The sequence below is a fragment of the Terriglobia bacterium genome (genome assembly GCA_020072565.1).
Lineage (GTDB): Bacteria > Acidobacteriota > UBA6911 > UBA6911 > UBA6911 > JAFNAG01.
Genome location: JAIQGI010000005.1, coordinates 22,264 through 47,279, shown reverse-complemented (window position 1 = coordinate 47,279; position 25,016 = coordinate 22,264). Strand labels below are relative to the sequence as shown.

The window sequence follows — 25,016 nt, the reverse complement described above, 5'->3', positions numbered from 1 at the left end:
AGGGTAATAATGCTGGCATCGATTCGTGCCTTTGTGTGGCGCGTGATCCATCTCGCACGCGGTTCGAAATCAGAACCCCAGTTCGAGAAGGAGTTGGCATTCCACATGCAGATGGAGATCGAGGAGAACCTGCGTCAGGGCATGAACCACGAAGAGGCGCGGCGGCAAGCTCTCATCTCCCTTGGGGGCATGGAACAGACGAGAGAAGCGTGCCGGGAAACGTGTGCGATCCGATGGGCCGCTGAGTTCAGGCGGGACCTCGGTTACGGCTGGCGCATGATGCGCAAATCGCCCAGGTTCACCGCCATCGCCGTCCTGACTCTGGCGCTCGGCATCGGCGCCAATTCGGCGATTTTCAGTGCGGTATATGGAATCCTCCTCAGGCCGCTGCCCTATCGGGACTCCTCAAGGCTGGTGACGATCCGGCGGGAACAGGTGGCCATATATGTAGCCTACGCGGAGCTGCGCGCCATCCGGCAGCAATGCAGCACGCTGGAGCACATCGCGACCTACGAATTAGGCCGCCTGCCCCTTGGAGCAGCCAAAGCGCCGACGCAGGTCACGGCGGCACACGTATCCGCCGATTTCTTCCCGCTGGTGGGAACCTGGCCTCTGCTCGGAAGGCCCATCCTTGCCGACGACACGCAGGCCGGGAACGACCACGTGGCGGTCCTGAGCTACCGTCTCTGGATGGACGAGTTCGGCGGCGACCCCGGTATTGTCGGGCGCGACATTTCCGTCAATCAAGTGCCGTATTCCGTCCTCGGCGTAATGCCGAGAGAATTCGGCGCCGGCATCTACCTGTCCTATCTGGCCGGGAAATACGACGGGAGTGCCGTCGGCATGTGGGTGCCCCAGGTTCCGTCTCCGGCGGACGCGTCAAACGGCGGATACTCGATCATCATTGCGCGGCTCAAAAAGGGGGCGACCCTTGCCCAACTCAATGCCCAGCTCCAACCGCTCTCCGCCCGTTTTGCGGCGTCCTATCCGAAGGCTTTTGTCAAACGTGCGGGGCCGGAACTGATGAACCTGTCTGCCAAGAGTCTTGATCTGGGAATCGATCCAAACGTGCGCGCCGGCCTATGGATTCTAATGGGCGCGGTGGGATTCGTGCTGTTGATGGCCTGCGTGAACGTGACTTCGCTGCTGGTGGCGCGGTCATGGACGCGCCAGCGCGAACTGGCAATCCGAAAAGCGCTCGGCGCGTCCCGCCCGCGCATCCTGAGGCAACTCATGGCGGAGAGCCTGCTGCTCGCGCTGGCGGGCGGCGCACTGGGCCTGTTTCTTTCCCTGTGGGGAGTTCGGCTGCTGCGCGCCCTGGCCCCGCCGAATACTCCGCGGGTGGATCTCATCCGGCTGAACGGGAGCGTGCTCTGGTTCACCATGGGGATCTCGCTGCTGGTAGCAGTTCTGGTTGGCCTGGCACCGGCCGTACAGGCATCGTCCCGGCGCATGGGAGGCGCGCTGAGAGGCGTCCTGGGTGATTCGTTTGCCGGACTTGCGATGAGGCGGCCGCATCGCCTCCGAAGCGCGCTCGTGATCCTGGAAGTGCTACTGGCGGTCATTGTCGTGGCGGGGGGAGCACTGATGGGGCGCAGCTTCTATCGGCTCATGAGCACGGACATCGGCCTCGACTCAAACCACATTCTCACCATGAAGGCGAGGTTCCCTGATTTGGAGTGCAGCGGCAGGGACGGGGCGACGAAGTGCCGGATGGCAGCCCGGGATATGCTCCATGAGATCCGGTCGCTTCCGGGAGTACAGCGCGCGGCGCTCTCCCTGGGCGGCCCGTTCAGCGGCCCTTACGCCACATTTCGCTACCCCGGTTCAGGCCCGGTCGGCCTGTACGTCGAGGGCCGGGAGGGTGATCAACTGCCGGCCGGGCACGTGATAATCGGCGGTTCCGTCACTCAAGGCTATTTCGCCACCCTCGGAATCCGCCTGCGGAAGGGGCGTGATTTTGAACCGGGAGACGAGGGGGCGCAGGCGGCCATCGTCAGCGAGAGTTTTGCCCATAAATATATTGCCGAGGATCCGCTCGGGAAGCGATTCAGCGTCAGGATGGACAGGGACGGCCGGCACCAGTGGATGGAAGTCGTCGGTGTGGTAAATGCTGTCCGCAACCGCGCCCTGAAGGAATCGCCGATGCCGGAGTACTACACGCCGTTCGCACCCGAAGGCAATCAGTGGGACATTATCGTTCAGACATCCGGAAACCCCATGCCCCTGGTCCCGGCGATAACGCGCGTGATTCAGGCCGCGGGTAAGGACGCGCCGGTTACGCACATCGAAACCCTGGATCAGATCCTGGCAGATTCCTCGGTGGAGCCGAGATTCCAGACGGCGCTCGTGGGATCGTTCGCCGTCCTGGGATTGATCCTGGCGATCGTCGGCATCTATGGCGTGATCTCCTACTCCGTCGTCCAGCGGACGCATGAAATTGGCGTGCGTTTGGCGCTGGGCGCGCAGCGGGCAGACGTCCTCCGCATGATTCTGAGAGAAGGGATGCGGCTCGCCGTTTCCGGCATTGCCATCGGCACGGTGGGAGCTCTCGCCTTGACACGCGTTCTGCGCGGCATGCTCTTCGAAATCGAGCCCAACGATCCGGCGACGATTGCAGGTGCGGCGATGTTCTTGACGATCGCCGCCCTTGCTGCGTGCTACCTGCCCGCGCGGCGAGCCACTCGCGTAGATCCCATGCTCGCGTTGCGAAACGAGTAGCCACTTGCTATCCCGCCCTTATTGGGATCGGAGGAGGAGACGATGTGGGCTTCGATTCGTGCCTTTCTGTGGCGCCTCATTCACCTCGTACGTTGTTCAGGCTCAGAGTCTTCATTCGAGAGAGAACTGGAATTCCATCTGCGGATGGAGATCTCGGAAAATCTCAGACGTGGAATGAATGCCGAGGAAGCGCGGCGGCAGGCGCTGATCGCAATCGGCGGCATGGACCAGACGAAAGAGGCATGCCGCGAGGCCAGCGGGATCCGCTGGATTGACGAGTTCCATCGGGACCTGGCATTCGGCGTCCGGATTTTGAGGAAGAAACCGGGATTTGCCGCCATGGTCGTCATGGTGCTCGCGTTGGGGATCGGCGCCAACACCGCTTTCTTCAGCATTCTGAACGCCCTCTATTTCAAGCCACTGCCTTATCCTGATTCGGATCGGCTGGTCCTGCTCGGAGAAGCCCTTGCACCGCTAAGTCCGTCTGGGCCAGTGGCTAGATCTTCCTATGCGACCTTCGTCGACTGGAGCAGGCACAACCAAGTGTTCGAAGGTCTCGCGGCCTACCAGACGAAAGAACTCAATGTTGCCGGAGGCGACGAGGCCCGCCGCATAAAAGGCGACCGCGTCTCGAGTGATTACTTCCGTTTATTTCGCATCCAACCCGGGCTGGGCCGCACCTTCCTTTCGGAAGACTTTGCGCCCGAGCGGCATCCTGTTGCGATATTGAGCTACCGTTATTGGCAGACTTCGTTTGGCGGCCGGTCCGATATCGTCGGCCAAGTCATCCGGATTGACGGGCAGGCCACTACGATCGTGGGTGTAATGCCTGAACTATTTCGCTCCCTGCCGATGGAAGGAGGGTCCGCGCTCTGGATTCCACTCGTTGCCTCCGAGGAGGAATCCGCGCGTGCTTACAATGTCTTCATGGTTATGGGCCGCCTGAAAAACGGTGTCGCGCTCGAGTCGGCTCGAAATTCCATGAGCATCCTCATGCGTCACCTTGTGGAGCAACACCCGAAGGAGTACGCGTTTCGTTTCTATCCTCCCTCGGAGAAGAAAGACTGGTGCGTCCGCATGGAAGGGGTGCATCGGTCATTTGCGCAGAAAGGCACGGCGGGAGAGGGGAAGCTGCTCATGGCTGCATTCGGTTTGTTCCTGCTGATCGCCTGTGCAAACGTAGCGAACCTCCTGCTGGCTCAGGGCACAGACAGGAGAAAAGAAATCGGCGTGCGCATCGCGATGGGAGCCGGCAGGCTGCGCGTCATCCGACAACTGATGGCTGAGAGCCTGTTGCTTGCCCTGCTCGGGGGCACAGTCGGCGTGCTGCTTGCCAGATGGTCGCTGTCTCTCTTCATTGCACTATCAAATCCGTTCGCAGCGTTTGGAGTGGAAAAATTCGAAATCGACAGCCGCATGCTGCTCTTCACGCTGGCGGTTTCCGTCGCATGCAGCTTCGTTTTTGGAATCGTCCCCGCCTTGACCAGCACCCGGGTCGAACCACTCGAAACCCTTAAGAACTTCGCCTCCGGATACTCCTCCGTGGTGCGTCGGCGCCGCTTGAGCGGCATCCTGGTGGTCTGGGAGTTTGCACTTTCGCTACTGCTCCTGTCAGGCGGCGGTTTCGTTCTGAGGGGCCTTTTTCAGCTCTGGAATTTCAATTGGGGATTCCCCCTCGAAAACCGCCTGGCGGTCACCCTCTCGCTAGCAAAAAGTAGCACCGGGAAAGAAGCGAACCGGAAACCACTCTTCGGAGACTTCCTTTCCGAAGTCCGGACGCTCCCCGGTGTGCGCTCGGCCGCGCTCATGCTGGACCTGCCGATTATGTGGCAAGGGGCATCCACGCGAATCGATTATGAGAAGGACCGACAGACTGATGACAGGGCGAAGCTGACTGCTTCTTGCGAACCTGTGAGCCCGGATTATTGGCGAACCCTTGGAATCCCGCTGAAAAAGGGACGCTTCTTCACCGAACAGGATGTCGATCGAGACGTTGCCATTGTCAGCGAAAGTATGGCCCGTGAAGTCTGGGCTGGGCAGGAAACGATCGGGAAGAAGGTGCGGGTCTACAACGCATGGTATACCGTAGTCGGGATCAGCAGCGACGTGGTCAATTTGGGTTTTGTGCGCAAACCCGAATATGCCGTATACCTGCCCTCCAACTTCACTGAGTATAGCAATGCTACTCTCGTCCTACATACAGACGGGGATCCCGTGGACCTTACCGCGCGGATCAGGGACATAATCAAGCGCATGGATCCTGATCAGCCCGTCACCGCCATCCGAACACTGAAGGACGCCCGGGATGAGTTGGCCCGGCCCTGGGCGTTTTTGATCGTGCTGTTAGGGAGCATCGCTGCAGCCGCAGTTGTGGTGTCGGGCATAGGCATGTATGGAGTAACGTCGCGTTCCGTTACCGCCCAAACCAGAGAAATCGGCATAAGAATGGCTCTGGGCGCCTCGAGCGGATCGGTTGTCGGTCGGGTGGTCCGAAACGGAGCACGATGGGCGATTACCGGGATCGGATTCGGGCTGGCTGCGGCCATCCTGGGTTCCAAGGTTCTCTCGTCCCAATTCTGGTGGCTGGCTTCATCCCAAGTTTCCGTGATCGTTCTTCTCGCGCTGCTACTGGGAATCATCGCTTTACTGGCCTGTTATCTGCCAGCACGACGTGCCAGCAGGATCGAGCCTTCCGTCACTCTGCGCGCGGAATAGAACGACGACTTGCGGCAAGGGCGTGGTCACGCGCGCTCTCAGGACCAGGTCTACTCGCATCGAAGAGGGTCGATCTCTGGTGCCTGCCTCAGCTGATCGTGTGCCGTTCCGTTTCGCCGCCGCGGTTTCCGCTAGAGAAAACGTAGCGCCTTACCTCGCTCGCGTTCACTGCTGCAGCAATCTGTTGATTCCGGCTTCTATCGCGCGCACGCGTGCGAGGCTGAATCCAATGTGCCGCATGATCGCGCGGCCTTGCTGGTCCAGCAGCACCGTCGTGGGCGACAACATGAACCCGTACTCTATCGTCGTCCATCCACTGTGAGGAGGGCAAGGGGGAATCGCTTTCGATCTCCACCCAGCCTTCTCAGAGTTCTTTTACTTCTCCCGAAGGAACTGCTGCATCACGTGCTGACACTCCGCCGCCAGAACGCCCGAGACGATGATCGTGCGGTGGCTCAGCGCCGGCTGGTCGGGCGCGCTCAGCGCGATGCTGGTGTTGCGGTAGTACTGCGGATGCGGCGTTGCCTAATTGCCGCCGCGAAACGTCGTCGTGTTGGGCACCTGCGGGCCGGCGATCCCGCTACCGTACCTGAACGTCGCGACAAAGAGAGTGTTGATCGACGCCATCTCCTACAAATCCTAAAGGCATTTCTATTGGAACATGGCAGCCAATTGCAGTGCTGAGTTGAGGAAAAGGTATCTGGTTATTGGGGTGTCCCCATTTCCCCTGCCCCGGGCAAGACGGAACGCGAAGTTGATGGCCGACACACCACTGTGGTTTCATCAATCTAAAGAATATCTATATAAAGAATATCTTGACATTGATGTGTATTTCAATCAAACTGCGCGACATGAAAAAACTTCAATCGCACGGCACGGATTTGTTGCAAGGTACGCTCGATCTGCTTGTGCTGCGGACGCTGATTTTCGGATCGCTGCATGGTTACGGAATTGCCAAGGCCATCCATCAGACATCCAATGAGGCGTTGCGGATCGAGTTCGGCTCGCTTTATCCGGCCCTCCGCCGGCTTGAATTGAAAGGTTGGATTTCTTCCAAGTGGGAAACCTCCGAGCGCAATCGGCAGGCCAAGTTTTATCGCCTCACGCCCGCGGGGAAACGGCAGCTGGTGAAAGAGGAATCGAAATGGCAGCAGTTTGTGGCTGCGATGTCGAGTGTTCTGAAATCTGATCCGAGGGGTTCGCAATCATGACATGGTGGACCCGCCTGCTATATCTATTGCCCTGGAAGCGCAGCGCGGAAGATCGTGAGCTTGATGAAGAGCTGCAGTCGATCGTAAACCTGGCCGCAGACGACCTTGGCTCGCCCATCGCGGCGCACAGGGCACTCGGAAACCTGACGCTTGCCAAGGAAGATGCCCGCGCCGTGTCGAAATGGAGGTGGTTGGAGAGCGTACTGGCAGACATCCGATACGCCTTTCGCGTGCTTCGCCGTGAACCGTCATTTACTGCGATTGCGGTGATCACACTGGGATTGTGCATTGGAGCCAATGCCGCGATCTTCAGTCTGATCGATGCCGTGCTGCTGAGAACGCTGCCCGTCCGGCAGCCGGGACAACTGGTGCAATTACAGAGCAGCACCGCATCCTACTTCGCGTGGCAGCAGTTCAGCGCCCGCTCGGGCGAGTGGATGACGGGGATTCTCGCCACGACGATAGAGATCCGGGATGTCGATCTTGGCGGAGGACCTTTTCGGGCCTCGGTGGATCTGGTAACGGGAAACTACTTTGACTTGCTCGGTGTAGCCGCCGCCCATGGCCGGACGATCACGCCGGAAGACGATCGGCGGGCGAATCCTGCTCCTGTGGTTGTGCTCAGTCAGCGATTCTGGAGGCGCTATTTCGCATCCGATGTCTCGGTACTGGGCCGCACCATCCGGATTCAAGGCCAGCCCCTCTCTGTTATAGGTGTTGCGCCTGCTGAATTCTTCGGAATTGAAGTCGGGCAGTCTCCCGACCTGTGGATGCCGCTCTCACTTCAACCTGCCGTGTTCCCGAATCAAAACTGGCTTGATTCTCCCAATACCAATTTCCTGGACTTCATTGGTCGGTTGCGTCCCGGAATCAACGCACAAGCGGCGTCCGACGCGCTGACGCCGGTGATGATGGACATCAACGTCAGCCGGCTCGGAACGAACATAAAACCGATAAATATCGAGCACTTCAAACAGCAGAGATTGCGGCTGCTGTCCCTCGAGCGCGGCATCTCCATCTTGCGTGATCGCTTTTCCGAACCGCTGAAGATGGTCTTTGGCATGGTCGGAGTCGGCCTCCTGCTCGGTTGCCTCAACTTGATGAGCCTGCAGTTGGCTCGCGCCCGCGAACGGCGCCGCGAACTCAGCATCCGCCTGGCCATTGGAGCCGGCCGCGCCCGAATACTCCGCCAGCTCCTGACCGAATCCCTGGTCCTCACGATCCTCGGCGCCTCATTTGGTTTGCTTCTGAGCGGGCCTGCTGCGAATGCGTTGCTGGCGATGATCACGTTTCGGGGAGGACCCGTGGTGATTTCTCATGGAATCAACGGCTCTGTGCTGGGATTCGTGTGTTTAATTGCGGTTTCGGCGGCACTGATCTCCGGGCTCTTGCCGGCACTGCGCGCCTTGCGGGGCCCGCTGCTTCCTTCACTACAGGCACGCGGCCGTTCAGGAATCGCTGGGCGCGAGCGCAGACGGCTGGGGCGTTCACTGGCATGCGTGCAGCTTGGCCTGTCACTCTTCCTTGCAGCTGCGGCTTGCCTGTTTTCCTTCAGCTTGCAGAAGCTGGTTCGCTACGATATCGGATTGAACCGCAGCAACCTTGTTGTGTTGGATATGAATACGACGGAAGCGGGATACGATCTCAACCGCGGCCAGATCATTGTCGCCCGTATAGTCGAACGGCTGAATTCGCTGCTCGGTGTGAGGGCCGTGACTTATTCTCAAAACGGCTTTTTTGCGGGCCGAAACTCTAGCCGTGACGTGTACGTCGACGGATTTGAGCCGGTGCAGGAATCAGATTCCTCTGCCTGGTTCGACCGTGTAGGTCCGCACTATTTCACGACCATCGGCGCAATGCTCGTTGCCGGTCGAGATGTCACCGAAGAAGATTCCACTGGAAGCCGACGCGCAGCCGTGGTGAGCGAATCGTTTGCCCGTCATTTCTTCCAGCAGCGGAACCCCCTCGGGGAGACGGTGTACGTCGGCGAGAAGAAGGAGGCATGGGAGGTGGTCGGGATCGCGCGCGACATGCGCGTCGACAACGTTCGGGCAACGCCGCGCCGCTGGATCTACCTGACGAAGTATCAGCCGGGGGATCGCATGTGGAGTCTACAGTTCCTGGTGCGCACATCCGGAGCGCCACTCGGGTTGGAAAACGCTCTTCGTCAGGCGATCCGACAAGTGGATCCACGGCTGCCGATAAGGAGCATCAACACCGCCGATGAGCTTCTCAACCGGACCCTGGACCGCGATCGCCTGCTTGCGTTCCTTGCTGGTTCCTTTGGCGCTCTTGCGTTGGCGATTGCAGCCGTAGGCATCTACGGTCTGCTGTCGTACGAAGTGACCAAGCGGACGAACGAGGTCGGCATCCGCATGGCCCTTGGCGCAACGCGCTCGGGCATCCTCGCCTTAGTGCTGCGCGACGTGCTCCTGGTATGTGCTGTCGGTGTAACGCTCGGAAGTGTTGCGGTGCTGGCATGCAGCAGCCTGGTTGAAAAGATCGTGTTTGGAATCGAGCCTCGAAATCCGCTGCTGCTCGCGGTTGCTGCCGCGTTTCTCGTTCTCGTCGCGTGCGTGGCGGCGTGGTTTCCTGCGCGCCGGGCCGCTTCTGTCGACCCGATGCTCGCGCTTCGCCACGAATGACCTTGCCATAGTCGGAGGCAATGATGGGCCAATGGAGAAAGCTCAAGTATTTGTTGCCATCGCGCCGCCGCGCCGAAGAGCTCGACATGCAGGAAGAACTGCAATCATTGAAAGAGCTGGCAGAACCCGGAGAACTTGGCAACCTTACTCTGGCCGCCGAGGACGCCCGCGCGGTTTTCACTTGGATGTGGCTGGAACACCTTGGCCAGGACCTCCGCTACGCGCTGCGCTCGATGTTTCACAACAAGACCTTTACCGCGCTGGCCATGCTTTCGCTGGCGCTGGGAATCGGCGCTAACACGGCGATATACAGCTTTATGGAATCTATCCTGTTTCGCACTTTGCCTGTCTCGGATCCGAAATCACTGGTGGTGATGAAGTGGCGCGCCAAGGACTTTGCTTCGGTGGCCATGAGCATTTCGACGTCCACAGGTGGGACCTATACCCCTCCTGGCGGAGGCACCATCAGCACAGTTTTTCCCTATCCTGCCCTGAAACTGTTCCAGGACAACAGGAACCTCCTGTCAAGCGCATTTTGCTACTTCGTAACGGAGAGTCTCAACGTGACGGTCCGTGAAGACACTGACGCCGTCAAAGGGCAATATGTGTCGGGAGATTATTTCCTCGGCATGGCTGTGCGTCCTACTGCGGGTCGATTGATTCTGGCAGCCGACGACGAGGCCGGTACGGCAGCGGTCGCAGTCTTGAGCCATCGTTTCAGCACGGAGCGGTTTGGCGATTCCAGCCGAGCGGTGGGGCAATCGATACGGATCAACGACAAGCCGTTCATTGTGGTTGGGGTGGCGCCGCCGGAGTTTTTTGGCGCAGAGGCTGGTTACGTACCGGACATCTATCTACCCATGCATGCCAACATGCTTCTCGAACCGCCGACCGCACTCGCCGGAGTGGCCCAGCAGTATCAGGATCGGAACTTTTATTGGATCGAGGTCATGGGCCGGCTCAATCCTGGTGTGAGCCTGGCACAGGCGCAGGCTGTGCTGGCGCCGCAATTCCGTCGGTTCGTCGAAGAGTCCGCTTCCAATGAAAAAGAACGCGCCGATCTTCCACAGTTGATGCTTCAGGAAGGCGCCACAGGGCTTGACAGTCTGCGGCGGCAGTACTCCAAGCCGGTCTACGTGCTGATGGGAATGGCCGGCCTGATCCTGTTGATCGCATGCGCTAATATTGCGAGCTTACTGTTGGCGCGCGCTTTCGCGCGCCGGCGCGAGATCGCAGTGCGGCTGAGCATTGGTGCGAGCCGGGTGCGCGTTATCCGTCAACTTTTGACCGAGAGTGTGCTCCTTGCGACATTGGGAGGTGGGCTCGGCGTGGCAGTTGCGGCATGGGGCATCCACGCGTTGACGTTGTTGCTCGCCAACGGGCGAGCCAATTTCACCCTCCACGCTGAGCTCAACTGGGCCGTATTGAATTTCACGATCACACTCTCTGTTCTCACAGGATTGCTCTTCGGCCTGGCCCCGGCCATACAGGCCACGAAGTTCGATGTGATGCCGGCGCTCAAACAGGTGCGCGCAATTACGCTGGCCGGCAATAGCCACCGGGCCTGGAACCGGCTCACATTGGGCAGGGCCCTGGTGATAGCGCAAATCGCATTTTCATTCCTGCTGCTGGTAGCGGCGGGTCTGTTCTTACGGACTCTCTCAAACCTGCATGCCATTAATCTCGGATTTAATCGTGAAGGGGTGCTGCTCTTCACCATCAAGCCCCAGGCAACCAGTTACGGCGGAGCGCCGCTGAACCGCCTATACTCGGACCTCCAGCAGCGGCTGAGCCGGGCGCCGGGCGTGACAGGCGTGAGTTTGTCCGTGCGTCCGCTGCCAACGGGAGGGGGATCGGTGGCTCCTATTACAGTGCCGGGCGTTTCGCCCCTCCCGGCTTCGCCGGCTCGAGGTATTGGAGCAACCCGAGCGGGCTTGTTAAGTGTCGGACCGGCGTTCTTCGGGACGATGCAGATTCCACTCCTTGCGGGTCGGGAATTCAACGAGCACGACGGTGCGGGATCATCCCTGGTTGCCATCGTTAATGAACGGTCAGTGAAAAATCTCGGATTGACAACTCCGATCGGCAGGACCGTGGTTATTGGGAAGAGCTCGTATCAGATCGTCGGAGTTGTCGGCGACGCTGCGTTCATGTTTTTGCGAGAAGATCCTGCTCCAATGGTCTACCTCTCCTATCTACAGGGCGTTCGCCCGCCCCGCCAAATGACGTACGAGCTGCGAACCTCCGGGAACCCGATAAGACAAGCCAATGCCGTGCGCCAGATTGTGCGGCAGCTGGATTCACGCCTGGCGATCAATGGACTGGAAACACAAACAGCGCATATCGACCAGGCGATCAGCCAGGAAATCACATTTGCACGGCTCTGCACGGCGTTTGCTGCAATCGCGTTATTGATTGCCTGCGTGGGCCTATATGGGACCGTCGCCTACAATGTCGAACGTCGGACCAGCGAGATCGGCATTCGCGCGGCGCTCGGCGCACAACGCGCCGGTATCGTATGGATGATCCTGTGCGAGGTTCTCGTTCTCGCTCTGATCGCATTAGCGATTGGCGTTCCCGCCGTACTTGCCGGAACGCGCACCGTCAAGTCGCTCTTGTACGGGATTCAGCCAAACGATCCGGCATCGATAGCGGCCTCCGTTACAATCCTGCTTCTGGCAGGATTACTTGCCGGCTATCTGCCTGCTCGCCGCGCTTCAAGAATTGACCCAATGGTGGCAGTTCGTCACGAATAGAAGCGAGAATCCCCACGTCAAGCTCATGGCGGGAATTATTCGACCTTAACACTCGACCGCCAGCCTTATCCCGCATGTGTTGTGGCCACAAGCAAATGTGAGTGAGATCGAGCGATCGAATATCTAAATTACTTTCCCCTTGCTTACCGAGTGGAATGTGCGTACACTCATCTCGCTAACCGAGGGAACAAAATGAGCAAGCCCGCTGATCTCGTACAAGGCACGCTAGCCCTGCTGATCCTGAAAATCCTGGCATTGTCGCCGTTGAACGGCTGGGCAATCGGACAAAGGCTTAAGCAAGTCTCTGGGGATATCCTACAGGTCAGCGACGGATCACTGTATCCGGCCCTGCACAAACTAGAACAGCAAGGCTGGATCCGGGCGGAATGGAAGCCCAGTGAGAATAATCGCCGCGCCAAGTACTATTCGTTGACCCGATTGGGCAAGAAGCAGCTCGAGAGAGAAGCCGCCGACTGGAATCGTCTTTCGACAGCGATTTCGAGCGTTGTGCAACTAGAGGAGGCTTAATATGCGCTTCGAGCAATGGTTCTACACTGTGCCGTTGCGCCTGCGCTCGCTCTTCCGCCGGCGACGAGTCGAGGAGGATCTCGACGCGGAGCTCCAGTATCACCTGGGAATGAAGATTGATCAGTACCTGGCCAAGGGCATGTCTCCTACGGAAGCTCGCCGCAGTGCCATGATCGACATGGGCGGTATTGAACTGCGCAAGGAAGAATGCCGGGACATGCGCCGTGTCGGCCTTGTCGAGGATTTGCTCCAAGACTTCAGATACGGCTTCCGGATTCTACGCAAGAATCCGGGCTTCACGGCGGCGGCAGTCCTCACATTGTCTTTCGGCATCGGCGCCAATACTGCGATCTTCAGCGTTGTCAATGGCGTTCTGTGGCACTCGCTTCCCTTTAAAGATCCGCAACGTCTTGTCCAGGTATTTGAAACCACTAGAGAATCGAGCATGACGTATGCGGATCCCGCCGACTTTGACGAATGGAGATCCTCGTCCCATTCCTTTGACGGCATGGCCGCGGTAAGGAACTCCAAGGTCAATCTCACTGGAGGCGCTCCGGAAAAAGTCGGCTCCATGTCGGTCACTGCGGACTTTTTCTCACTTGTGGGAACACATGCTGCCGTGGGGCGGCTGTTTTCTGAGGAATATAAATCCGCGGAGAGTTATTTGGTGGTTATCAGTCATGACCTCTGGCAGCGCCGTTTAGGAGGTGATCCAAGTGCAATCGGACAATCCCTTGCTTTGGATGGCAAGAGCTACAGCATTATCGGGATTTTGCCGCGCGAATTTACGATTGGTGATGCGTTACGAGGTCCGATCGATTGCTGGTTCCGGCAAGACCCAAGAGCCGATCAAACCAGATCGGGTCACACGCTGATCGTCATAGCGCGGCTTCGACAGAATATAGTAATCGAACGGGCACAGGCTGAGATGGATCTGATAGCCCAGCGGCTCCAAAGAGAGTTTCCCAAAACTAATGCAGGCTGCGGCATCAAACTGGTTTCCCTCTATGAAGTTGTGGTTGGCGACGTACACAAACAGGTCCTCGTCCTGGCGGGGGCGGTGGCTTTAGTGTTGTTGATCGCCTGTGCTAATGTCGCGAGCCTATTGATTGCACGCGGTGCCAACCGCTCGCGAGAATTGGCGGTGCGATCCTCATTGGGAGCGGTGAGAGCGCGGCTGGTCCGACAGCTCTTGACAGAGAGTATCTTATTGGCGTTCTTTGGCGGCTTGCTGGGACTGGTCCTTGCCTCGTGGGGTCTGAAGGCTTTGATTGGGCTGAGCCCCCAAAACCTGCCGGGATTGGACGCCATTGGCATTGACTGGACGGTTTTCGTTTTTCTGGTAGCCGCCTCCCTGATCACGGGACTCGTCTGCGGCATCGTACCCGCATTCCAAGGGTCAAGGGCCGATTTGGTGCCAGGTTTGAAAGAGACCAGATCTCCGGGAACTCGGCGGCGCCGCTTCAGTCGGTTGCTGGTAGTGGTAGAGATCTCTCTGTCGCTGGTGCTGCTCGTTGCCGCCGGCCTGCTGATCAATAGCTTCATCCGATTGCATGGAGTCCCATCCGGGTTCGATCCCGGGAACGTGCTCACTTTGCGTGTTTCCCCGAGCGGCAGCAAATACCTGAAAGGGAAAGTATATGACTCAAACCTCATACAGCAAACCTATCTGCAGCTCCTGGAAAAGTTAGAACAGTTGCCGGGTGCGGACACCGCAGCCATTGGTTCCATTCCCTTTTCGGGAGGCATGCCTGTCAGGATATATGTGGAGGCCAGGGAAGCACCTGTCGAGCTCAACATTCATCCAGTCAGCCCAGATTATTTTCGCGTGCTTCGCATTCAGCAGATCGCGGGACGCACGTTTACGAACCAGGACGTTCCCAGCACATATCCCGCGGTTGCCATCATTAACAGGGCAACGGCACAAAGCATTTGGCCCGGTCAAAGCCCGATTGGCAAGAAGATCTCCTTCTCGCGGCCAAAGAACCCAGCAGAAATGCAATGGACGACCATTGTTGGTGTCGTAGATGATGTCAGGCACCGTGGGCTGGAAGGTCCGGTGGAAGAGAGCATATACACCCTCTTCCCGCAGTTTCGGGGAGCAATCGGCGGTGGCCTTCTCATACGCACCAGCGGGAACCCGTCGGATTTAATCGCAGGTGTTAAGCAAACCGTGTGGTCGATCGACAAGGAACAGCCCATTACACGCATTGAGACCCTTGAACAGAGCCTGGCCCGCTCCGACATGCCCCGAAGATTCAATCTGCTCCTAATCAGCATCTTCGCGGTCGCCGCTGTCGCTCTGGCGGCAATTGGGATCTACGGCGTCATGGCGTATTCCGTCAGCTCGCGTACAAATGAGATAGGCATCCGTTTGGCACTGGGCGCGGCAATGCCGAATGTCGTAGGGTTATTCCTCCGACAAAGTCTCTCGTTGATTTTCGTCGGCGAAGGCATCGGGGTCGCCGGCGCACTGATACTGAACAGGATGATGTCGAAGATGGTGTTTGGTGTCACCACTACCGATCCGGCTACCTACATTAGCGCATGCACGCTCTGGGCGTTGGTGGGCATGGTTGCCACGTACCTGCCTGCACACCGGGCAGCCAGAGTCGATGCCATGACCGCTCTCCGATGTGAGTAAGTCACCCCGCGGAGGATTTAATAGATTCGTCCCGGCAAAAGGCCGACCATCTGACCGAACATGACTTCCTGTGTGTCGCCAAAACTTCGTAGGGCTGCAAATTCAAGCCGTTAACGCAGACAGTGGAATGCACCTCATGCTATAAATCTGAGCTCATGATTGCATTTGTGATTGGGTTCCTGAACTGCCTCAGTGTCTCTTTCCGTTCCCGTTGCAGTCTCGCTCTTGAGATCCTTGCTCTCCGTCAGCAGCTGGGCGTGCTTAAGCGGAAAACTCCTCGCCCGCGATTGCGAATCCAAGACCGAGTGTTTTGGATTTTGCTCCGCCGGTTATGGCCTGCCTGGAACAAGGTCCTGATCATCGTCAAGCCAGAGACCGTGGTCGCTTGGCATCGAGCAGGCTTTCGTTTGTTCTGGCGGCTTCGGTCGCGGGCAAAGATCCTTGGTAGGCCAAAGCTCAATGCCGAGGTTCGAGCTCTGACCCGCCGCATGGCGTCTGAGAATTCCTCCTGGGGCGCTCCCAGAATTCACGGAGAGCTTCTGAAACTTCTGCTGCTGTGATCTCATTCCCGCGAATGGGCGGCCGGCATCATCGATACGATTGGCAGCAGGCGGCCTGAAGCGTTATTGGTGTTCAGACCGATTCAGCCCAAGTCACCGCGACTTTGTGCCATCATCCGATTTTCATTCTATCGGCAATGGGCGCCATCCCAGATCTGCCACTTTGGACTGTCGTGGGAGAGATTCATCCTGTGCAACGGCGGGCGCAACCCCGGGGACGGAATCGCGATGGTACTTATGGCGACACACAAGGGAGAGTTTGAGCTTGACAACCTGTCCCAGGATGGACATACTATGTCTCAATTAGACATAATAGTATTATGAAGACACTGAATCGATTGGAAGTCTTCCTTCCCCTGAAGTTGCATCTCTATTACATGCTGCTGTCTCTGAGCCAGGGAGAGCGGCACGGGTATGCTTTGAAGCGCGAGATCCTGCAGCGCACAGGCGGGAAAATGAACCTCGGCTCGGGCGTGCTCTATGGCTCGATCAACACGATGCTCGAACGGGGCTGGATCGAAGAATCCGAAGAACGGCCCGATCCGCACCTGGACGACGCTCGCCGCCGGTATTACCGCATTACGTCGCTGGGACTACAGGTGCTTAAGGCGGAGGCCGCCCGCATGCGAGAGCTGGTGCGCCTGGCCGATGAGAGAGGCTGCCTTCCGGAATTGGCGAGGTGACGCATGAGCGACCCGTCCCGGCTCTATCGCCTTCTGCTGCGGCTATACCCTGCCCGATTCCGTGAGGAATATGCGGCGCTCCTGCAACTCCAGTTTCAGGATGACTATCGCGGAGTTCGCGGCCGGCCGGCGCTCCTCGCTTTCTGGGCGCGCGTGCTCTGCGATCTGGCTGTCTCGATTCCGACGGAGATCGGGCACGAAGTGTCGCAGGATGTGCGAACATCCGCCCGCGTCTACTGGCGGCGCCCCCTGGCAACCGGCCTCGCCGTGATCGCTTTGGCCATGGCCATCGGTGTCACCACCGGCGTCTTCAGCGTTCTGAACGGCGTGCTATTCCGGAGCCTGCCCTTCCGCGAACCGGAGAGACTGGTGCAGATTTGGATGTTCCGTTTCCGCGGTCAAGGTGAAGTGAAGGACTGGGGAAATCACAGCGCATATCTCGCGGAAGCAGCGGAAACCTCGACGTTAGAGGTGAACTTGGATCGGGGTGCCGAGGCGAAGCGCGTCACCGTTACGGAGGTTTCCAGCAACTTCTTCCAGGTTTTGGGCGTCGAGCCGGAGTTGGGCCGTGCCTTCGCGCCGGACGAAGATACACGCGGCCCCGGTGTCGTCGTGATCGGCTACGGGCTGTGGCGTGATTTTTGGAGCGGCGATCGGGACGTGCTCGGTTCGACGGTGCGCGTGAATGGCGTGCCGCTCACCGTGATCGGCATAGCGCCCCGTGGCTTCGATTATCCGAGCCGTACCAGCATGTGGGCGGCTGTACCCAAGGGGCTGCCGCGAGGCTATGGCGTGTGGGACTCGGACATCGTCGGCCGCGTGAAGCCGGGCATTCCCATGCCGCAGGCGAAGGCGATGTTCACCACAGAGCTTCGTCGTGTATATCCTCAGAGAAACATCGAATTCATGATGCGAAATGCCCGGTTCATGCCGCTCCGGGATGAACTGGCCGGACCGGTAAGCCGTGCCTCAGCCGTGCTGTTTGCTGCGGTACTGCTTGTGCTCTGTATTGCCTGCGCAAACGTCGCGCAATTGCTGCTTTCCCGCACTAACGAGCGCCGTCTGGAAATGAGCATCCGCGCTGCGCTTGGGGCGAGCCGTTCCCGGCTCCTCCAGCAGTTGATTACGGAAGCTACCGTTCTGACGCTTCTCGGCACGATCCTCGGATTGCCGGTGGCCTGGTGGGCGTCGGCTTTGGCCACCCGCTTCGAACCCGCTCCGCTGGCCGCGCAGTCATATGTTGTGCTCGACTGGCGCGTGCTGGCGTTCATGGCGGCAGCGACCGTGGGCACTGGTGTGATTTTTGGGTTGCTTCCCGCGCTGACAATCCGTCGCATGCAACCTGTGGATGAGATTATCCGCAGCCAGCCTGGCGTGGCCGGCTCGGGCCCAGGCAAGGTGCGCACCTCACTGGTGGCATTGCAGGCGGCGCTGACAGTAGCCCTGCTCGCCGGGTGCATCATGATGGGCCGCAGCTTCCTGAAGCTGCTCGGTGCCGATCTTGGATACCAAACCACTCAGGTTGTGACCATGCGAGCTTCTGTGGCGGGGATCTACGATAAGAACCGCGAGCTTCAGTTCTACAGCGCCGCTTTGGAGCGCCTCAGGGCGACGCCGGGCGTCGAATCGGCCGGAGCAGTCAGGTACCTGCCGCTCATAGACAGTGATTGGAGATTGCTCAACACTAACATGTCGAGCGAGTCCGGCGCCATGGTGTCCGGTCACGTCGTGGGCAATACGGTCACTTCCGGATATTTCGGAGCCATGGGAATACACTTCGTCGCCGGCCGCGACTTTACAGCCGCGGAATATGCTGCAAGGGATCATGTCGTCATTGTGGACGAGTCCTTTGCGCAGCGAAGCGGTCTTGGCACCCGAATTGTCGGGACCAGGGGTTATCTGGGAAAAGTCCCGTACACCATTGTCGGAGTGGTACGCGATATCTGGTTGGGCGGTCCGGCATCGAAGCAGAACATGCTGATCTACCAACCCCTGGAAGAAAAGTCCGCTCCCGGGTATTTGACGTTTGTCGCGCGGGTTCGCGGGCGGGCCGATGCGTATCTGCAGGCGTGCCGGACAGCTGTGCAGGGCGTTGATCCTCGCATCCCTATCTATGACGCGGCAACCCTGGACCAACGCCTGAGCGGCAACCTGTTGCGACCGCGCTTCTACACGACCGCCATACTGTTTTTAGGCGTATTTGCGATGGTGTTGGCGGCGATCGGCATCTACGGCGTGGCCTCTTACTCGGTAACTCAGCGGACGCACGAGATTGGCGTTCGCATTGCCATTGGTGCAGCGCCCGGAAAAATTCGCGCTGCTATCGTGCGACAAGGCATGGTTCCGGTGATCGCGGGGATGTGCGCGGGTGTCGCAGGTGCAATCGTTTCCGGAAAATTCTTGACGAGCCTGATGTCGTCCTCGGAACCCCTCCGCATGCAAACGTGCATCCTCGGGGTCCTGCTGCTCACGCTGACGGCCTTGGCAGCGATCTGGTTCGCAACGTCGCGGGTAATCCGGATCGATCCCATGGCCGCGCTCAAGTCGGAGTGACTCATTGGACAGGATGGCGCAGGCCCGTCACGCGCGTCATCGATTGGCAGAGCACTACCTCACCAAGAGAAAGCAAAGCGCCTTACCTCGCTTTCGTTCCCTGCAGCAGCAATCTGTTGATTCCTGCCTCGATCGCGCGCACGCGTGCGAGGCTGAATCCAATGTGCCGCATGATCGCGCGGCCTTGCTGGTCCAGCAGCACCGTCGTGGGCGACAACATGAACCCGTACTCAGTCGTCGTCCATCCACTGTGAGGAGGGCAAGGGAGAATCGTTTGGTGAGCCTGAGCGCCTCGGCGAACTGGCGCTCCTTGTCAAAGGCGTTGAACTTGCTGTAGTCCTTCTCGCCGTAGTACCCCTGGCGATAGGACAGGTCCGCTGCGACCCGATCGGCGAGCATCACCTTCACGCGGCGGTACCTTCCGTCGCTCGCGGTGTTCTTCGTGTAGTAGCCGAGAGTGTAGCAGCCGCCGACCGCTCCCGCCGCATCCGCGATGCAGCGGGCGGGATCGTTCCTTCTCGGATTTCTGCCACTTCCTTGTCGGTGGGGCCAGCGCATATGAAGATGGATGCGCCTCCGCGGATCGAGGGGCCGTTGCCGGCTTCGAGCAGGGCAGGAGGACACGCTTGTGGGCGTGGCCGGAGCGAGCTTCTAATACCGGGCGGAGCCTGGATTGTAGCGGCGTTGCGCGCTATTGGATGAGCATGATCGGGGCTTGCCAGAATGCGACTTTCCGGCCGCTCGGGCTGATCACCGTTACCTGGCAGATGTATTCGCCGGGAGGTAGTTTGCTGAGAGATAAGCTGAACCGCAAATCCATCGCCTTCGAAACGGGGCCGGGAGTGTCGGTCACCTCGAGCGGCGCCGTTTCAAACGCCTTGGTCTGCCCTCTGAAGAAAGTAACATATGCCACCAGCGGCTGGAGGCTTGGCGTGGCCCGGTCGTAAGCCTGCAGATAGACGTACATGTCCCGGGATTGGCTGAACACCCGCGTCACACTGGGAATCAGCTTCATCCCCTCATGCACCAGGGGATTCACGGCATTGATCTTTTCCCGAGCCTTGTCTTTCCCTACGCTATAAAGAGCATCCCGGAGATAGACAAGCTGGCTGCTCAGAACCACCGAGCTGATCGGAATCCGTATCTCCTCCCGGTTCAGATTCGGGATCGTGAAGTTGGTCTGATAAGTCCCGATTCTGCCGGTTTCGGCATCGCGCGCCAGAAACTTGATCTTGTATTTTCCCGGAAGAAGGGTAAAACCGGTGTCGTATTGAATCGGACGTTTCGCCAGTTCCGCGGCGGTTGCGTCACTCAGCTTGATGTCCACCTTGTCGCGCACGTTCCGGATGGTCGTGCCGTAGTCGTCCTTCACCTCGCCGATAAAATCAATAAGCGTGTGCTCGGCGCCGCTGCGCCGGGCCAGCGCCAGCTCCCGCCCAGGAATCTTCACCACCAGCGGTACGTAGTATTCGGCACGGTTCAGCTGGAAGTAGTCGATCTCCATGGCGATGGTGAGCTCCGTGATCGGATCGCCCAACATCAGCGCTTCCTCCAGCTGCCTTTCTTTGTCTGCAGCGGTAAACTTCTCGAACAGTTTGCCGGCATAATAGCCCTGGCGATAGTCCAAAGAGGCGGGCTGCCCGTTGTTGAGCGAGATCCTAATCCGGCGGAATTTGCCGTCCAGAGCCGCGTTGCTGGCGTAATAACCGATGATGTAATAGCTGGAGGTGGCTTTCTGCGCCTCGACGATTCCCCGCGCCAGGTCGTTGCTGTCGAGCAGAGACTTACCGCCGGTATCGGCTGCCAGGGCCCACAGCGTATCTTGTGACCTCTGGAAGTTCGTCATCATCGCCATGGCGGCGCCGCCCGTATACATCGACACGCCGCCCGGCGATCCCCGGGTGGCGTCTCCCATGGGAGCCTGAGCCATCAGGCCGCGCGCGTCGATCGGCCAGAAAGAGACCCCCGCGCGGATCGCGGCGTTGATAGTAGCCTGCAATTGCGCCTGATTATCGACGCCGCTCAGCCTCAAGCCGCTGGCGAAATAAATAAGCGATTTTTTCTCGCTCAGAGTTGATAGATAGCTCACTGCTGTCTGGAGCGCGGCCAGCTGGCGATCGGTGTTGAAGATGTTGAACTCGCTGTCGTCCTGGCCGAAGGCCGCGCCGGTGTCCGCATCGTCCGGGATCGCCTCGGCGTTCTCATTTTCGCCGACGATCATGGTCTCGATGATGCTCAGCAGCCGGTCCCGATCGGCGGTAAAGTCCGACAGCACGCGGACCGCGCCACCGGAAAACATGAACATCGATATCAGGTCCGCAGGCGTCATCTGCGTGTGCACAAACCTGATGGCCGCGTTTAGCGCGCGCAGCTGGTCGGGAGACTGCATTGCGGTCATGTCGAAGTACAGTGCCAGGAGGCGACGATCGCTGTATTTGATCTTACCCGACATTTCGGGCGAGATCTGGGTGCGAGGCAGCTTATCGAGGAGTATCGGCCGGACTGGCTCCAACGTCGGGGTCGTGTCCGGAGCCTCAGGCAGCTTCTGGTATTCAAAGACAGTGATCTCCTGGGGCACGCCGTCTTCCGTGACCGTGAAATCCTTGGCTGTCAAGCCCTCGATCGAGTTGCCGCTTTTGTCCGTGACGGCGACGTTCTCGATCACAAGTTGGGTGCTCGTCTTAAACGTGGTCTGCGGCGTCGCGGTCATGGGCGCGTTCTGGCCGACCTGCTGCCCTTCCGAAGCAATAGTCCATAAAAACAGAGTTGCTGTCGCGATCAGCCTCATTTTAAAACCTCGCCCGCAGAGTGGTTTGCATGCTGCGCATTGGACCGGCGCCGTTCGGCAGGCCGAATTGCGGGCCGCCCACCATTGTGTTCCAGCTGATGAAGGTGACATGATTGAACGCATTTGTGGCGTCTATGCGGAGATCGAGGCTGATGCGATCTCGCACCCGAAACGTGCGGCCCATCGAGGCGATCAGCGAGAACTGGGCAGGACCGGCAATCGAGTTCCTGCCGGCATTTCCCCAATGACCTGCGGCTGGAGCGACGTAAGCGAGCGGATTCAGAAAAAGTCCCTGCGGAGCAGCATAAAGCGAGGCTCCTGTGTAGTCCGGCCGCAGCGGCCCGGTGACCCCGGTCCCGCCGACGGCTCCAGGATAAACGGGCGTCAGGGGAAGACCGCTGCCTGCCGTGATCTGCGAGGCAAAAGTCCATTCCTTCAGGAGTCGTCCCCTCCAGCCGCCCATCAGCATGCCGCCGGCTACACCTGTTCCGCTTGCGTACTGCAGCTGCAGGTTCATCAGATGACGTTGATCGAAGTTCGACAGAGCACGCTCCGCGCTGAGATCGAGCCAGTTTTGCGCGATCACCGCACTTCCCTGACCCCGTCCGCCGATTGCAGCGTCGTCGATCGATTTCGAGAAAGTGTACGCAAGGGTAGCGGTAAAGCCGTTGTGCAGCCGCCGCCGTAGTAGAATCTGTCCGGCGTGCCGGTTCGAGTTGCCGTTCGAGGTCAGATAAATGAATCCCGCCGGACAGGAAGGACAGGGACTCGTCACTCCGGCAGGATACGTGTTGGGCACAAACCGCTGCATCCCTCGCGTGCCTTTGTTCCCCAGGTACGTGGCGTTCATCTGCAGCGCAAACGGCAGATCGCGCTGAATGGAAAGCTGCCAGGTTTGCACGTAACCGACGCGCAAGTTCGGATCGACGGCAAAGATCTGGGGCGTGGTCGCCGGAGAACTGTAGAACCCGTTTGCCAGAGTGAGCGGGTGATCCGGGCTGTTCTGCACGCTGAGGCTCTTCGATAGCGGCGATTGCTGGGCCATCTGCATGGCAATGGCGTTATAGACTGAAGTGTCGAAATAAATGCCGTAGCCGGCGCGAATGACCAGCGATGACGCGGGGAACGGGCGCCAGGCGATGCCGATGCGCGGCTGGAAGGCGTGTTTGTCCGGATGAACGAGGGAGTCAGGATATGTTTGCCCCGTGATGCCGCCGACCGGATCGTACGCAATCACAGGGACTGCGGCCGTAAAGCCGGGGGCAATGTCAAGGTTTACCAGGCGGCCGTACAGCTCAGTGATCGGCGAGCCGTATTCCCAGCGCAGCCCTATGTTCAAGGTAAATTCCGAATTGACCCTGAAATCGTCGGTGAAGTAGGCGTCGTACATGGACGCGCGAAAGTACTTGTCGGCATTGCCGTAGGCGATCGAACTGGTGTCGGGTATTCCCAGAATGAAATCGGCCAGATCGTAGCCCGTGCCCGGCACCGCAATGCCATTCACTCTGGCTTGCGTGGCCGCACCCGTAAACATGAACGAGCCGCGCGCATCCTGCTGCGCCAGGTAGTTGAACTGCTGCCTCCGGAAATCTGCCCCGCAGGTCATGCCATGGCGGCCGCGACTCCAGAACGTGCTGGAGGTGAACGAGTTTGTCTGATTGCGGTTGAAGGACGCCTGCGCATCGGATAATCCCGTCGCGCCGCCCGAGAACGACAGGTTCGGCGGCCCCCAGTTTATCGGATCCTGGTTGTTGCCGGAGATCCCGGCCTCGCCGGAAACATTGCGGCGGCTCGAGAAGAACGGCGTGTTTCTGGAAACCATGCGGCTGTACTGGTAGCCGAAATTCATCACGAACCGCATCGTGAAGCTGCGCCTCCAGTTGACGTTCCCATTGATGCCCGAAGAATTCGATTTATCCAGAAAGCCGAAAAGGTTCGGGCTGCTCGAACGCGTCGACTGATATTCGAAGCCGCCGGAGAGATAATTGTTGCGGCCGATTGTGCGGCTGAGACGAGATTGGACTCCATCCATATGAGAAGTCCCGACGATGGGGATCTGATAGTTGTAGCGATCGCTGCCGGCAAACATCGCGGGTGGATAAAGGTCCAATAGAGCTTTGGTCGGAGGACTGATTCGATCCTTCGGCACGACGTTGCCGGGAAACTGCAAGCCGGTCGTGGGATCAAAGATCTGCACCGGCTGCCCGAGGGAATTCACGGTCTGCGAGAAATCTCCGCCGCGCTCCGCCAGCGTCGGCATCCGGCCCGGTTGCGTCGTGGCATTGCGGTTTCGCGCAAACTGGTAGGTGACCACAAACATGGGCCCATTTGTCATCAGGTGCGGAATCCTCAGCGGGCCGCCGAACGAAGCCGAGCCCGACAGGCGATTGTAGGACGGCTTGGCCGTGTTCTGCCCGGTGAAGGAATACGAGCGTGCGTCCAACGCGGAGTTGTCCAGGACCAGGCCAAAGTTACCGCTGTAAAGCGACCGCATGCCTTTGCGCATGTTGCCGAACGCGGGCCTCAGGGCAAAAGGAGAACTGGCTGAGTTATTGGCGCTGCCGTTGATGAGAAAGCCGTCGGAGGCGCGCTGGACTAGCTCGTCGGAGCTCTGGCCTCTGAACGCCCCCGAATCGCGATCCGTTGCCGCGGCGCCCACCGAAGCATCGGCTGCAGCAGCGTTCAACTCAGCGCGCTGAAAGCTCCCCTGCGCATTGGCTCCCGGCGGCTGCGCTGGTTCGGCCTTGCGAGGCTCTACTTGCAGGCCTTTGAGTCTATTCGCATCCTTCGCACCGGCAGAAACACCGGATTGCGGCTTTGATGCGGCCTCGGATACCGCAAGCATTCTGGTTTCCGCATTGATTTCCTTCAGCGGGAGCAGCTTCAGCTCCCATTCCGCAGCGCTCCCCTCCGCCGCGATGGTCATGTCCCGTCTCTCGGCCGAAAAACAAAGCATTTCGACCTGAATCGTCCAGACTCCATCGGAAAGATCGGGAAACGAGTAGTTCCCCATGGCGTCTGTGATGGTTACAAGTTTCTTCTCGCCTTGGACCGCAGTGACCGTAGCGCCGGGCACAGGCACGCCTGCGAACTTCACCTGTCCGTGATGTTCCGAGGCCGCCAGGCTCGCAGCGCCGAGGGAAAGGAGACACAGGCATGCGGCGGCCGCAAGAGCAATCTGTCGAACGTAACTCATGCTACTCGATTCGTTC

The 25,016-nt window shown here is 59.1% G+C and carries 12 protein-coding genes; 9 read left to right on the top strand and 3 right to left on the bottom strand.

Going from position 1 to position 25,016, the window contains the following annotated elements:
- The first annotated feature begins 9 nt into the window (after nucleotides 1-9).
- The 9 genes from LAP85_04215 (at nucleotide 10) to LAP85_04175 (ending at nucleotide 19,016) form a co-directional block, all read left to right on the top strand.
- Nucleotides 10-2,721 carry an ABC transporter permease gene (locus tag LAP85_04215; protein ID MBZ5495584.1) on the top strand — a complete coding sequence of 904 codons (2,712 nt, stop codon included), beginning with the start codon at nucleotides 10-12 and terminating at the stop codon, nucleotides 2,719-2,721.
- 42 nt (nucleotides 2,722-2,763) lie between these two features.
- A complete protein-coding gene (locus tag LAP85_04210; GenBank protein MBZ5495583.1) occupies nucleotides 2,764-5,436 on the top strand; it encodes an ABC transporter permease in 2,673 nt (890 codons plus the stop codon).
- 851 nt (nucleotides 5,437-6,287) lie between these two features.
- Entirely contained in the window at nucleotides 6,288-6,647 is a 360-nt protein-coding gene (locus LAP85_04205; protein MBZ5495582.1) for a PadR family transcriptional regulator, read from the top strand.
- Complete coding sequence (locus LAP85_04200; protein MBZ5495581.1) at nucleotides 6,644-9,292, top strand: ABC transporter permease; 2,649 nt, start codon at nucleotides 6,644-6,646, stop codon at nucleotides 9,290-9,292. The genes LAP85_04205 and LAP85_04200 overlap by 4 nt, the downstream gene beginning before the upstream one ends.
- Nucleotides 9,293-9,312: 20 nt before the next feature.
- The gene (locus tag LAP85_04195) at nucleotides 9,313-12,048 is read left to right on the top strand and encodes an ABC transporter permease (GenBank protein ID MBZ5495580.1); all 2,736 of its coding nucleotides are present in this window, start codon (nucleotides 9,313-9,315) and stop codon (nucleotides 12,046-12,048) included.
- A 192-nt stretch (nucleotides 12,049-12,240) separates the two neighbouring features.
- A complete protein-coding gene (locus LAP85_04190; GenBank protein MBZ5495579.1) occupies nucleotides 12,241-12,576 on the top strand; it encodes a PadR family transcriptional regulator in 336 nt (111 codons plus the stop codon).
- 1 nt (nucleotide 12,577) lies between these two features.
- Entirely contained in the window at nucleotides 12,578-15,220 is a 2,643-nt protein-coding gene (locus tag LAP85_04185; GenBank protein MBZ5495578.1) for an ABC transporter permease, read from the top strand.
- Nucleotides 15,221-16,100: 880 nt separating this feature from the next.
- The gene (locus LAP85_04180; protein MBZ5495577.1) at nucleotides 16,101-16,463 is read left to right on the top strand and encodes a helix-turn-helix transcriptional regulator; all 363 of its coding nucleotides are present in this window, start codon (nucleotides 16,101-16,103) and stop codon (nucleotides 16,461-16,463) included.
- Between the two features lie 3 nt (nucleotides 16,464-16,466).
- Nucleotides 16,467-19,016, top strand: a complete 2,550-nt coding sequence (locus LAP85_04175) for an ABC transporter permease (GenBank protein ID MBZ5495576.1) — start codon at nucleotides 16,467-16,469, stop codon at nucleotides 19,014-19,016.
- Between the two features lie 82 nt (nucleotides 19,017-19,098).
- Here LAP85_04175 and LAP85_04170 read toward each other — a convergent pair whose 3' ends face one another.
- From LAP85_04170 to LAP85_04160, 3 genes are all read right to left on the bottom strand, one after another.
- Entirely contained in the window at nucleotides 19,099-19,236 is a 138-nt protein-coding gene (locus LAP85_04170) for a hypothetical protein (GenBank protein ID MBZ5495575.1), read from the bottom strand.
- 471 nt (nucleotides 19,237-19,707) lie between these two features.
- Entirely contained in the window at nucleotides 19,708-21,804 is a 2,097-nt protein-coding gene (locus LAP85_04165; GenBank protein MBZ5495574.1) for a VWA domain-containing protein, read from the bottom strand.
- Between the two features lies 1 nt (nucleotide 21,805).
- Nucleotides 21,806-25,000: a carboxypeptidase-like regulatory domain-containing protein gene (locus LAP85_04160; protein MBZ5495573.1), complete on the bottom strand. Its 3,195-nt coding sequence runs from the start codon at nucleotides 24,998-25,000 to the stop codon at nucleotides 21,806-21,808.
- Nucleotides 25,001-25,016: the final 16 nt, after the last annotated feature.